Origin of the sequence: Streptomyces sp. NPDC001985, from assembly GCF_040296845.1 — a bacterium.
In the GTDB taxonomy this organism is placed as follows: domain Bacteria; phylum Actinomycetota; class Actinomycetes; order Streptomycetales; family Streptomycetaceae; genus Streptomyces.
In genome coordinates this window covers 1-12643 of the sequence record NZ_JBEOYB010000039.1, presented here as the reverse complement: position 1 = coordinate 12643, position 12643 = coordinate 1, and the positions used below count along the sequence as shown (strand labels likewise).

General features: G+C 71.2%; 12 protein-coding genes. 6 read left to right on the top strand and 6 right to left on the bottom strand.

Going from position 1 to position 12643, the window contains the following annotated elements:
• Positions 1-18: 18 nt before the first annotated feature.
• Positions 19-1653: a DNA repair helicase XPB gene (locus ABT122_RS18940; protein ID WP_351553044.1), complete on the top strand. Its 1635-nt coding sequence runs from the start codon at positions 19-21 to the stop codon at positions 1651-1653.
• Between the two features lie 9 nt (positions 1654-1662).
• On the opposite strand, the gene ABT122_RS18935 is transcribed toward ABT122_RS18940, so the two are convergent.
• The gene (locus ABT122_RS18935) at positions 1663-1848 is read right to left on the bottom strand and encodes a hypothetical protein (protein ID WP_351553040.1); all 186 of its coding nucleotides are present in this window, start codon (positions 1846-1848) and stop codon (positions 1663-1665) included.
• A gap of 287 nt (positions 1849-2135) precedes the next feature.
• Between ABT122_RS18935 and ABT122_RS18930 the strand changes: the two genes are divergently transcribed.
• Positions 2136-4205, top strand: coding sequence for a HelD family protein (locus ABT122_RS18930; protein ID WP_351553037.1), 2070 nt, complete (start codon positions 2136-2138; stop codon positions 4203-4205).
• Between the two features lie 191 nt (positions 4206-4396).
• Here ABT122_RS18930 and ABT122_RS18925 read toward each other — a convergent pair whose 3' ends face one another.
• A complete protein-coding gene (locus ABT122_RS18925) occupies positions 4397-4915 on the bottom strand; it encodes a GNAT family N-acetyltransferase (protein WP_351553034.1) in 519 nt (172 codons plus the stop codon).
• Between the two features lie 93 nt (positions 4916-5008).
• On the bottom strand, positions 5009-5224 hold the full coding sequence (locus ABT122_RS18920) for a DUF397 domain-containing protein (protein WP_351553031.1): 216 nt from the start codon (positions 5222-5224) through the stop codon (positions 5009-5011).
• A 375-nt stretch (positions 5225-5599) separates the two neighbouring features.
• Here ABT122_RS18920 and ABT122_RS18910 point away from each other — a divergent pair, with 375 nt between their 5' ends.
• The gene (locus ABT122_RS18910) at positions 5600-5737 is read left to right on the top strand and encodes a hypothetical protein (RefSeq protein ID WP_351553028.1); all 138 of its coding nucleotides are present in this window, start codon (positions 5600-5602) and stop codon (positions 5735-5737) included.
• Positions 5738-5830: 93 nt separating this feature from the next.
• Here the strand turns inward: ABT122_RS18910 and ABT122_RS18905 are convergent, their stop codons facing one another.
• Entirely contained in the window at positions 5831-6010 is a 180-nt protein-coding gene (locus ABT122_RS18905) for a DUF397 domain-containing protein (RefSeq protein ID WP_351553203.1), read from the bottom strand.
• Positions 6011-6044: 34 nt separating this feature from the next.
• Positions 6045-6935, bottom strand: a complete 891-nt coding sequence (locus tag ABT122_RS18900) for a helix-turn-helix domain-containing protein (RefSeq protein ID WP_351553025.1) — start codon at positions 6933-6935, stop codon at positions 6045-6047.
• Positions 6936-7204: 269 nt separating this feature from the next.
• Here ABT122_RS18900 and ABT122_RS18895 point away from each other — a divergent pair, with 269 nt between their 5' ends.
• Both ABT122_RS18895 and ABT122_RS18890 read left to right on the top strand, forming a co-directional pair.
• Positions 7205-7663: a hypothetical protein gene (locus tag ABT122_RS18895; protein WP_351553022.1), complete on the top strand. Its 459-nt coding sequence runs from the start codon at positions 7205-7207 to the stop codon at positions 7661-7663.
• 53 nt (positions 7664-7716) lie between these two features.
• A complete protein-coding gene (locus ABT122_RS18890) occupies positions 7717-8838 on the top strand; it encodes a lipid II:glycine glycyltransferase FemX (RefSeq protein WP_351553019.1) in 1122 nt (373 codons plus the stop codon).
• A gap of 515 nt (positions 8839-9353) precedes the next feature.
• Here ABT122_RS18890 and ABT122_RS18885 read toward each other — a convergent pair.
• Positions 9354-10052, bottom strand: coding sequence for a copper homeostasis protein CutC (locus tag ABT122_RS18885; protein WP_351553016.1), 699 nt, complete (start codon positions 10050-10052; stop codon positions 9354-9356).
• Positions 10053-10313: 261 nt separating this feature from the next.
• On the opposite strand from ABT122_RS18885, the gene ABT122_RS18880 reads away from it, so the two are divergent.
• Complete coding sequence (locus ABT122_RS18880; RefSeq protein ID WP_351553013.1) at positions 10314-12575, top strand: heavy metal translocating P-type ATPase; 2262 nt, start codon at positions 10314-10316, stop codon at positions 12573-12575.
• Positions 12576-12643 lie beyond the last annotated feature (68 nt).

Sequence of the window (12643 nt, the reverse complement as noted above, 5' to 3'; positions counted from 1 at the left end):
CTACTTTCGGAGGTATGCGTGTCCTGCCTGATCGTCCAGAGCGACAAGACCCTCCTCCTGGAGGTCGACCACGAGCAGGCCGGCGCCTGCCGCCGTGCCATCGCCCCCTTCGCGGAGCTGGAGCGCGCCCCGGAGCACATCCACACCTACCGCATCACCCCCCTCGGCCTCTGGAACGCCCGCGCCGCCGGGCACGACGCCGAGCAGGTGGTGGACGCGCTGGTGCAGTTCAGCCGCTACCCCGTACCGCACGCCCTGCTCGTCGACGTCGCCGAGACCATGGCCCGCTACGGCCGGCTCACCCTCTCCAAGCACCCCGTCCACGGGCTGGTCCTCACCTCCACCGACCGGCCCGTCCTGGAGGAGATCCTCCGCTCCAAGAAGGTCCAGCCCCTGGTGGGCGAGCGGCTCGACCCCGACACCGTGGTCGTCCACCCCTCCGAGCGCGGGCAGATCAAGCAGACCCTGCTGAAGCTGGGCTGGCCCGCCGAGGACCACGCCGGATATGTCGACGGCGAGGCCCACCGCATCGACCTCGACGAGACCGGCTGGGGTCTGCGCCCCTACCAGCAGCAGGCCGTCGAGGGCTTCTGGCACGGCGGCTCCGGCGTGGTCGTGCTCCCCTGCGGCGCGGGCAAGACCCTCGTCGGCGCGGGCGCCATGGCCCAGGCCAAGGCGACCACCCTGATCCTGGTGACCAACACCGTCTCCGCCCGCCAGTGGAAGCACGAGCTGGTGAAGCGGACCTCGCTGACCGAGGAGGAGATCGGCGAGTACAGCGGTACGCGGAAGGAGATCCGCCCGGTCACCATCGCCACCTACCAGGTGCTGACCACCAAGCGGAAGGGCATCTACCCCCATCTGGAGCTGTTCGACTCCCGCGACTGGGGCCTGATCGTCTACGACGAGGTGCATCTGCTGCCCGCGCCCGTCTTCAAGTTCACCGCCGACCTCCAGGCCCGGCGCAGGCTCGGACTCACCGCCACCCTCGTCCGCGAGGACGGCCGCGAGTCGGATGTCTTCTCGCTCATCGGACCCAAGCGGTTCGACGCGCCGTGGAAGGAGATCGAGGCGCAGGGGTACATCGCGCCCGCCGACTGCGTGGAGGTGCGGGTCAACCTCACCGACGCCGAGCGGCTCGCCTACGCCACCGCCGAGACCGAGGAGAAGTACCGCTTCTGTGCCACCACCGCGACCAAGCGGAAGGTCACGGAGGCACTGGTCGCCAAGCACCGGGGCGAACAGACCCTGGTCATCGGGCAGTACATCGACCAGCTCGACGAGCTGGGAGAGCATCTGGACGCGCCCGTCATCAAGGGCGAGACCTCGAACGCGCAGCGCGAGAAGCTCTTCGACGCCTTCCGGCAGGGCGAGATCTCGGTGCTCGTCGTCTCGAAGGTGGCCAACTTCTCCATCGACCTGCCGGAGGCGACGGTCGCCATCCAGGTCTCGGGCACCTTCGGTTCCCGCCAGGAGGAGGCCCAGCGGCTGGGCCGCGTACTCCGTCCCAAGGCGGACGGGCACGAGGCCCGCTTCTACTCGGTGGTCGCCCGGGACACCATCGACCAGGATTTCGCGGCCCACCGCCAGCGGTTCCTGGCCGAGCAGGGGTACGCGTACCGGATCGTGGACGCGGACGAACTCCTGAAGTAGGAGCCGGGGTCAGTGGCGGCGGACGCCCGCGTCCTCCGCGTACTCCCCGAGGACGGCGACGCTGAAGAGCGCGCCCGCGAAGGTCATGACCGCGCGCAGCGCGCCGCCGACGCCCTGCGGGGCGGGGGCGGCGCCGCCCTCGGTGTGGCCGGTGCGGGAGGCGTGGGTGCTGGGGGTGAACGTCGCTGTGTTCATGTCCCCATCCTCGTTTCCCGCCCCTCCCGCCACATCGCCCCGAGGGCGGAACCCTGCCCCGCCCCTCCTACGACTCCAGGCATAGGGGTTCGTCTCAGGGTCCGGCACCTGAGGAGGAGACCCGGGTCCTCCCTCGCGCGGAGAAATCCGTTCGCCCTCCTCCCGGCCGATGACTAGACTCCCCCGCCTGCCCGCCTCCCGTTTCCCCGGGGAGAGCCGCCGCCCGGACGGAAACCGGCCGGTCATGTCATGTCCCCCATGCCTGTACGTCCGCCCGGAGGCGACCTGTGCCCGCGCACGCCCCTGACCACACCGACACCGGCCCGCTCGCGCGTGAGCGCGCCCATCTGACGGCCTCCCGCACCGCCCTGCGGGTGATGCGCGAGGGCGTGGAGGCCCTCGATCTGAGCAATGTCACCGCGAACTGGGTCAACTCCCTCGTGCTGGCCACCCAGATGGAGACCCGGATCAAGGAGCTGGCGGACCTCAGCCACACCCCGCTCTTCTTCGGCCGTCTCGACTATCTGCCCGGCGCCGGAAGCGCCCCGGGACCCGACGAGTTCCGCTTCTACATCGGCCGCCGGCACGTCCACGACGCCGACGGCGACCCCATGGTGGTGGACTGGCGCGCCCCCGTCTCCCAGCCCTTCTACCGCGCCTCCCGGAAGGACCCCCTGGGCGTCGGGCTGCGCCGCCGCTTCGGCTACACCGCGGGCGAGCTGACCGCCTACGAGGACGAGCACCTCACCGACCCGGCCGAGGAGGCCCGTACCAGCAGACTCCTCCAGGCCGAGATCGAACGCCCGCGCGTCGGCCCGATGCGCGACATCGTCGCCACCATCCAGCCCGAGCAGGACGAGATCGTGCGGTCCGGGCTCGGCGGCACGGTCTGCGTCCAGGGCGGCCCCGGCACCGGGAAGACCGCCGTCGGCCTGCACCGGGTCGCCTATCTGCTGTACGCGCACCGGGAGCGGCTCGCCCGCACCGGGACCCTGGTGATCGGGCCCAACCGGTCCTTCCTCCACTACATCGAGCAGGTGCTGCCCGCCCTCGGCGAGCTGGACGTCCGGCAGTCCACCGTGGACGACCTGGTCGCCGGGGTGGAGATCCGGGGCACGGACGGCGCGGCGGCGGCCGTCGTCAAGGGCGACGCCCGCATGGCCGAGGTGCTGCGGCGCGCCGTCCGCTCCCATGTCACCCTCCCCACCGAGCCCGTGGTGGTCGTGCGCGGCTCGCGGCGGTGGCGCGTGCCCGCCGGTGAACTGGAGGCGATCGTCCGCGAACTGCTCGCCCGGGACATGCGGTACGGCGCCGCCCGCGACGCCCTCCCCCAGCGCATCGCCCACTCCGTCCTCGTCCGCATGGAGGAGTCCGGGGAGGCGCCCGACGACCGGGTGCAGGACGCGGTGGCGCGGAACCCCGCCGTGAAAGCGGCCGTCAAGGCCGTGTGGCCGCCGGTCGACCCGGCGAAGCTGGTGCTGCGGCTGCTCTCCGACCCGGAGTACCTCGCGGTCCACGCCGACGGCGTGCTCAGCGAGGACGAGCAGCACACCGTCCGCTGGGAGAGGCCGGCGCGGAGCGTCCGGTCCGCGAAGTGGTCGGCGGCCGACGCGGTCCTGATCGACGAGGTGACGGATCTGGTGCAGCGCACCCCCTCCCTCGGCCATGTCGTCCTCGACGAGGCCCAGGACCTCTCCCCCATGCAGTACCGCGCCGTCGGGCGCCGCTGCTCCACCGGCTCCGCGACCGTGCTGGGGGACCTCGCCCAGGGGACCACCCCGTGGGCCACCGGGAGCTGGGCGGAGGCCCTGACCCATCTGGGCAAGCCCGACGCCGCCGTGGAGGAGCTGACCGCCGGGTTCCGCGTTCCGCGCGAGGTGATCGCCTACGCCTCGCGGCTGCTGCCGCACATGTCCCCCGGGCTGCGGCCGGTCAGCTCCGTACGGGAGTCCCCCGGCTCACTGGAGGTGCGGCGGGTCGCCCCCGAGCCCGCCTCCGCGACCGCCTCCGTGGTGGCCGCCTGCGAGGAGGCGCTGCGCCGGGAGGGTTCCGTGGGTCTGATCGCCGCCGACGCCCGGGTGCCGGAGCTGGCCCTCGCCCTCACGGACGCGGGGCTCGCCCCGCTCTCCCCCGGCTCCGAGACCACCGCCGAGTCGCGGCTCACCCTCGTCCCGGCGTCGCTGGCGAAGGGCCTGGAGTACGACTACGTGGTCCTGGACGAGCCGGCCGCCGTGGTCGCCGGGGAGCCGGACGAGCGGACCGGGCTGCGACGGCTGTACGTGGCGCTGACCCGGGCGGTGTCGGGGCTGACGGTGGTGCACCGGGAGGAGCTGCCGGAGCAGCTGGGCGCGGTGTGAGCCTCCGCTAGGCCCCCGGCGCTCTGGGGCGGGGGGCTGCTGGGGCGGGGGCGCGGGGGCAGTGTCGGGTGACCAGGGGTGTGGGGGCGCCTGTGGTGGCGGGACCGGGGGTCGCTCCGGTGCGGTGCCGGGACTCATGATTTACGGCGCGTGCGGGCCCCCGCGAAGCGCGGCCCCCTCAGCGCCACAAATCACGTTTTACGTCCCGGCACCTCCCCTGCGCGCCCCCCTCCCACCGTGAGCACCATGGTGTCCGACCCGCCGTTGCGCCCGACGGTCGTGAACCCGCACGCGGTGTACAGCCCCACGGCGGCGTTCCCGTCCTCCACACTGAGGCTGAGCCGGGGGACACCTGTCCGAGCCGCCCGGTCGATGAGCCCCCGCATGAGCGCCCGCGCGACCCCGCGCCTGCGGAAGTCCGGCAGCACGCCGAGGGTCAGCTCCGGCACGTCGGGGCCTGTGTAGCCGTACCCCTGGTCGTCGCTGGGGAAGCTCCGCGCCCAGGCGGCCCCCATGGCCACCCCCGAGGCGTCCTCGGCCACCACCCCGAAATCCCCGGCCTGCGGCCATCCGCTCACATAGTGCGCGATCTGCGGCTCCCGCATCATGTCGTCGAGCGTGAACCGTGCCTTCCCGTCCCAGTTGAAGGCTTCCAGGAGGATGAGCGCGAGGAAGTCGGCGTCGTGGGGGGCGGCTGAGCGGATGTGCATACGTGCCTCGGGGTTGGGAGGGATCGGAGCTGTCGCGGTGCGAGGGTAGGGCGCGGGCGGGCAGCTCTGCGACCGAATTCCGACCCGGAGGGGTCAGCCCGCCGGCGTACGGACGGCGAAGTGCACAAACGACGCCCAGGCCGCCGACCCGACCACCAGGGCCGGACCGGACCGCACCTTCGAGTCACGGACACCGACCCGGCCGGTCAGAGCCGCGACCTCGACACAGTTATTACCGGTGCCGCCGCTGTAGGAAGATTTGAACCACGCTTTATCGGGAGCGGGGAGAGCCGCTTCAGTGGAGGTCATGCTCTCTCCGTTCCCCTGTCCGGGGCCTTCGATACGAACAGCGCCCCGTTGGAGTGATAAATCCGTGCGGCCCATTCCCGGGCCGGTCGGGCCGGAGCAGTCGTATGACCATGGGAATCGGGGACCGGCACCAGAAAAAGGATGTCGAAGCCGCACTCAGGAGGGCGGAGGCATGTGGCCTTAAGGTGACCCACGACAAGAACCGGCACCGGTGGGGTTCGTCATCTGCTGTCCCTGCACACCCCAGAACGCGGGAAACGAGTCGAAGAGAATCGATGGTTTCGTCCGAAAGCGCCGGGACCACGCCTGGCTGGCATTTCATCATGCACCCTCAGACCCCGCTGACGGTGGAGCAGAACGACATCATGGACACCCATGACAGCTTTGAAGTGCGCGCTCGCCCGCATCGAGCACATCCCAGGGGTTCTGATCAGCAGCATCGAACTGGACCCGTGCTCCTTCGACCACAACGGCATGGTGACGGCATCCGTCGTGCCGTGGCCGCCTGACTGAGGAGGCGTGAACTGCCGCATGACCTCGGAAGTCTCTGTGAGGTGCCCTCCCCCTGAGCCGGGGGAGGGCACTCGCGCTGTACGTGTGTACGGATCAGGCCGCCGCGAAGTGCACGAACGACGCCCAGGCCGCCGAGCCAACCACCAGGGCCGGACCGGACCGCACCTTCGAGTCACGGACACCGACCCGGCCGGTCAGAGCCGCGACCTCGACACAGCTGTTGCCGGTGCCGCCGCTGTACGACGACTTGAACCACGCGTTTTCGGCTACCAGTTCGGTGGCCGGAGTGTGAGTGTTAATGGCTCTGCTACCTCTTGGCTAGTTCCGTCAGGAATTCGATGGTTTCCTCGACCCCGAGGGCCACACCCACCATCGAGTCAAACCGGCGAGTGAACCGGTCCACTTCTCGGGGCTTGTCCGATGTGGAGATCGCGCCCCAAGCGTTGTCGGTCTGAACGCGCGGCGGCAGACCACCGAGGTTCAGTACCGCGAAGTCGTTGATCGCTCGATACCCGCGCCGGAAGGGGAGGATCTGTATCGAGACATGGTCCAGCCGGGCGATCCTGATGATCTCCTCGTACTGCTCGCACATCACTTCGTCGTCCCCCATCGGGACACGCAACGCCGCCTCCCCCAGGATGAACCGAAGGCGCACGGGGTCCTCGCGCGTCAGGACCCGGTGCTTTCGCTCCATTCGAAGCCCGACATTGCGGGTCACGAACTCTGCCGTGGTGTCCTCCACGGGACGGTCCATCTCATAGACCGCCTTGGCGTATGCCTCGGTCTGGAGCAGCCCATGAACGACCGTGGGGTGGTACGCCGCGATGGCCTGTGCCTCGGCCTCCAGCCCCACATAGTGGGGCATGCCCGGTGGCATGACATGGCGGTACTGGGTCAGCCACTGCTCGTTCGGGCCTTCGCGGTTCAGCTCGATGAACTGCTGGACCAGGTCCTCATCGGTCACGCCATAACGTTTGAGCAGGGTCCGCAGATTGCCCACATGACGACGGAAGTTGAGTTCACCCAGCTCGATCCGGGCGAGGGAGGCCTCCGAGAGGTCCTTGAGGCCCCGGACGGCTTCCTTTCGCGTCAGCCCTCTGGCTCCGTGGGGCTCTATCGCCGGGCAGTTCTCCCGCAACTGCCGCAGTTGAATGCCGAGTTCCAGGCGACGTCCCGACGCCCCGCGTTTGGCTCCCACTTGTGCACCCTCCCAGTGCCCCTGTGCATGTTCAGTATCACCCTGCGCAGGCTCCCATGCCCCCGCGCAGTCGACCCGGCCCTGTGCGCATGGCTGCGCATAATCCACTTTGGGCTCGCGATGGTTATTCAGCGGCGTTTTGCTTGCGACGCAATACGCCTGACCGTCACGGTAGTTGAGAAGCAGCGCGGCGGGAGCGAGTTCCCTGATCAGGGGGCTTGCGCAACCACCCCGCGCGCCCCCAAACCCCTCACGCGGAGGACTCCGCCATGCCACTTCTCCCCCTGCACCCCGACACCGCGCATCTCGCCGCGCGGCGGGAGCAACTTCTCTCCGGACTGACCGAGCCGGCGAACGGCTTCCTGGTCGCCGTGTACGCGCTGACGACCAGCGACCGGGCGCCCGCGCGGACGCTGGAGCGGGTCACGGCGTACGCGGTCCACCGGGGATGGCGGGTGCACGCGGAGGTGCTGTGGGACGGGTGCGGGATGACCGAGCCGCTGGGGCGGGCGGGGTGGCGGCGGGCCGAGGAGCTGGTTGTCGGGGGTTTCGTCCAGGGAGTGGTGACGGCGGGTCAGTCCGCCGTGAGCACCGCCGCCGGGGAGTACGAACAGGTACTGGACCGGCTGGGGTCGCGGCGGACGTTCCTGGCGCATGTGCCGCTGGGATGGGAGCCGGCCGGGGGCAGCGCCCCGGGAATCGCCGCACGGCGTGCGGATTCGTCGTGATCGCCGACAGGGGCACTCAGTAGGCTGACGCGTCGAGCGAAGGAGCAGCGCACATGGGATTCCGCCTCAAGACGATCACCCGTGAGGAGCATCTGGCCTTCATCGCGGCCCTGCCCTCGGCCAGTCATATGCAGGTCCCCTCGTGGGGGGATGTGAAGCCGGACTGGCGGGCGGAGAGTCTGGGGTGGTTCGACGACGGGGGCCGCCTCGCCGGGGTGGGGCTGGTGCTGTTCCGGCCGCTGCCGAGGCTCAAGCGGTATCTCGCGTATCTGCCCGAGGGGCCGGTCATCGCCTGGGAGGCGCCGGATCTTGAGCGATGGCTGGAGCCGATGCTGGCCCATCTCAAGAGCAGGGGCGCGTTCTCGGTGAAGATGGGGCCGCCCGTTGTCGCCCGCCGGTGGAGCGCGGAGGCGGTGAAGGCCGCGATCGCCGACCCGGAGGCCCGGCAGTTGCGCGATGCCCGGGCCACCGCACACGAGCCGGGGGCCTTCGATGTCGCCGACCGGCTGCGGCGGATGGGCTGGCAGCAGACCGAGGCGGGAGGCGAGGAGGGCTTCGCGGCGGGGCAGCCGCGCTATGTGTTCCAGGTCCCGTTCGCGGGGCGGTCGCTGGAGGAGATCCACCGGGGTCTGAACCAGCAGTGGCGCCGGAACATCAAGAAGGCCGAGAAGGCGGGGGTGAAGGTGGTCCTCGGCGGCTACGACGATCTGCCCGCCTTCTACGAGCTGTACGCGGAGACCGCCGAGCGCGACCGGTTCATCCCGCGACCGCCGGCGTACTTCCAGCGGATGTGGACGGTGCTGACGGCGGAGGACCCGGACCGGATGCGGCTGTATCTGGCGCACCACGAGGGGGAGGTGCTGGCGGCGGCGACGATGCTGACCGTCGGTGAGCATGTCTGGTACTCGTACGGCGCGTCCACGAGCCGGAAGCGGGAGGTGCAGCCGAACAACGCGATTCAGTGGCGGATGATGTCGGACGCTCACGCGCTGGGTGCGGGGGTCTACGACTTCCGGGGCATCACCGACACGCTGGAGGAGGGCAACCATCTGCTGGGGCTGCTCAGGTTCAAGGTGGGGAGTGGGGGGCAGGCCGTGGAGTACCTCGGTGAGTGGGACTTCCCGCTGAACAAGTTGCTGCACAAGGCGCTCGATCTGTACATGTCGCGGCGCTGAGGGGGGGCTGGCCGCTGGGGGGTGAGGGGGGTGCAGGGTCGTCCCCGGAAGGGATCGGCGGGGAGACCCGGTCGATCCCGTCGTGACCCCGCTGCCCGCCGACCCTGAGGAGTCGAGCCCGGAGGCCGCCGGTCCCGCCACCAACGCGGATGCCCAGCCCCGAGCGCCGGGCCCCGCACCCCGACCCCCCGCACCCCAACAGGGGCGGCCACTCCCAGCCCGTCTGGGGGGCACCTCCCAGAGGCAGCTCTGGGGGAGTTTGAGGACGGACCCCGCACCACAGGACACCCGCACCCTGCGGGCCACCGTCGGGGACCAGCCCCCGAACCCCCGCGCCTCAAACGCCGGCGGGGCTGGATTTCGTGCCTCAGCTCCCCAGAGAGCCTGAGCAACCCCAGCCCCGCCGGGGGCACCTCCCAGAGGCAGCTCTGGGGGAGTTTGAGGACGGACCCCGCACCACAGGACACCCGCACCCCGCGGCCCCCCGGGCCACAGGACCCCGTACAGCCCACCCCCTACCCGTCCAGGACCTTGCGCCATTCGCGGACCGCCCCCGCGTCCACCGGGCCCTCCCAGCCCTGGGGGCGGGCCGCGCCGCCGATGTGGAAGCCGGTGAGGCCGGCCTCGATGAGCTGGGGGACGTGTTCGAGGCGGAGCCCACCCCCCACCAGGATCAGGGGGTCGTACCCGGGCTCGCCCCGGCGGGCCGATTCCGTGAGGAGGGTGGGGAGGCCGTCGTCGACCCCGCCCGGCGCCCCGGCGGTGAGGTAGGTGTCGAGCCCGGGCAGGTCCGCGAGCTGCTTGCGCAGCGCGTCCCGGTCCGCCGCGCGGTCGATCGCGCGGTGGAAGGTCCAGGAGCAGCCCTCCATCGCGGCGACGAGCCGCTCGACGGTCACGAGGTCCGCGTTCCCGGCCTCGTCGAGGAAGCCGAGCACGAAGGCGTCGGCGCCCTCCGCCCGCAGCCCCTCGGTGGCGCGCACCAGCGCGTCCACCTCCGCGGGCGTACCGGCCGAGAACCCGTCGGCCAGCCTCAGCATCACCCGCAGCGGAACATCCACCGCCGCGCGAATCCGCGCGAACGTCTCCCGCGACGGCGTCAGCCCGTCCGCCGCCATGTCCGCGACCAGCTCCAGCCGGTCCGCGCCGCCGGACTGCGCCGCGACCGCGTCCGCCGCGTCCAGCGCGATCACCTCCAGGACCGCACGGTTGCTCATGGGAACCCCATTCCTCCTGGTCGACGGCTAATGGTTAGAAATAGGTCTAGTCCAATGCCAGCCTAGTGCGCACGCTCCGCGAGCGCACCAGCACCCCTGCCGGTCGAGGGCGGGATCAAGACAGGGGCACGGCCGCGCCCGGAGCCCATCCGGAACCGCGTCCGGGGTCGGCCTACACTTGCGATTAATACCTAGAGGGGGTATACATGGAGCCATAAGAGATACCCCCTAGGGGTATAGGCCACCGGACAGGGAGGAACCGTGGCGCACACAGCCACCCACCAAGAGGTAGAGCTCGCCATCGGCGGCATGACGTGCGCCTCCTGCGCGGCCCGCATCGAGAAGAAGCTCAACCGCATGGACGGCGTCGAGGCCACGGTCAACTACGCCACCGAGAAGGCCAAGGTCACCTACCGCGGCGCGGACATCTCCGTACAGGACCTGATCGGAACCGTCGAAGCGACCGGATACAGCGCCACCGAGCCCCGCCCCCGGGACACGGCCGCGGAGGCCGGACCCGGTGAGGACGGCGCTCCGGAGGACGACCGCGAGCTGCGCACCCTGCGCGAGCGGATGATCACGGCGGTCCTCCTCTCCGTCCCCGTCATCGCGATGGCGATGATCCCCGCGCTTCAGTTCCAGTACTGGCAGTGGCTCTCGCTCACCCTCGCCGCGCCGGTCGTGGTCTACGCCGGCTGGCCCTTCCACCGCGCCGCCTGGACCAACCTCAAGCACGGCGCGGCCACCATGGACACCCTGGTCTCCGTCGGCACTTCGGCGGCCTTCATCTGGTCGCTGTACGCGCTGTTCTTCGGCCACGCGGGCATGCCCGGCATGACCCACCCGTTCGAGCTGACCATCTCCCGCACCGACGGCGCGTCCAACATCTATCTGGAGGCCGCCGCCGGAGTCACCGCCTTCATCCTCGCCGGGCGCTACTTCGAGGCCCGCTCCAAGCGGAAGGCGGGCGCAGCGCTCCGGGCCCTGATGGAGCTGGGCGCGAAGGAGGTGACCGTGCTCCGCGAGGGGCGCGAGGTCCGCATCCCCACCGCCGATCTGGCGGTCGGCGACCGGTTCGTCGTACGCCCCGGTGAGAAGATCGCCACCGACGGCACCGTGGTCGAGGGCTCCTCCGCCGTGGACGCCTCGATGCTCACCGGCGAGTCCGTCCCCGTCGAGGTCTCCCCCGGCGACGGCGTCACCGGCGCCACCCTCAACGCCGGCGGCCGGCTGGTCGTCGAGGCCACCCGCATCGGCGCCGACACCCAGCTGTCCCGGATGGCGAAGCTCGTCGAGGACGCCCAGAACGGCAAGGCCGCGGCCCAGCGCCTCGCCGACCGGATCTCCGCCGTCTTCGTCCCGATCGTGATCCTGCTCGCCCTGGGCACCCTCGGTGTCTGGCTGGCGACCGGGGAGGGCTGGACCGCCGCCTTCACCGCGGCCGTCGCCGTACTGATCATCGCCTGCCCCTGCGCCCTGGGGCTGGCCACGCCGACCGCGCTGATGGTCGGCACCGGCCGGGGAGCCCAGCTCGGCATCCTGATCAAGGGACCCGAGGTCCTGGAGACCACCCGCAAGGTCGACACCGTCGTCCTGGACAAGACCGGCACCGTCACCACCGGCAGGATGACCCTGCTCGCCGTCCACACCGCCGCCTCCACCGACGAGAACGAGGTCCTGCGGCTGGCCGGCGCCCTGGAGAACGCCTCCGAGCACCCCATCGCCCAGGCCGTCGCCGCCGGCGCGGCCGAGCGGACCGGGGAGCTGGCCACCCCCGAGGACTTCGCCAACGTTCCCGGACTCGGTGTCCAGGGCATCGTGGACGGCCACGCCCTCCTGGTGGGCCGCGAGAAGCTGCTCGCCGAGTGGGAGATCCACCTGCCGGAGGCCCTGCTCCGGGCCAAGCGCGAGGCCGAGGCGGCGGGCCGTACCGCCATCGCGGTCGCCTGGGACGGCGAGGCCCGCGCGGTCCTGGAGGTCGCCGACGCGGTCAAGGACACCAGCGCCGAGGCCATCACCCGGCTGCGCGCCCTGGGCCTGACCCCGATCCTGCTGACCGGTGACAACAAGGCCGTGGCCGAGTCGGTCGCCGCCGAGGTGGGCATCGACGAGGTGATCGCCGAGGTCATGCCCGAGGACAAGGTCGATGTGGTCAAGCGCCTCCAGGCCGAGGGCCGCAGCGTCGCCATGGTGGGCGACGGCGTCAACGACGCCGCCGCGCTCGCCCAGGCGGATCTGGGTCTGGCGATGGGCACGGGCACGGACGCCGCCATCGAGGCCGGCGACCTGACCCTCGTACGGGGAGACCTGCGGGCGGCGGCCGACGCCATCCGGCTGGCCCGGCGCACCCTCGGCACCATCCGCACCAACCTGTTCTGGGCCTTCGCCTACAACGTCGCCGCCCTGCCGCTCGCCGCGCTGGGCCTGCTCAGCCCGATGATCGCGGGTGCGGCGATGGCCTTCTCGTCGGTCTTCGTGGTCGGCAACAGCCTGCGGCTGCGGGGCTTCAAGGCCGCCTCGTAGGACTCGCGGGACCCAGCGGGGAGGCGGGGCCGGGCGCGGGGCGCCCCCCCGCCACCCCACCCCCCGCG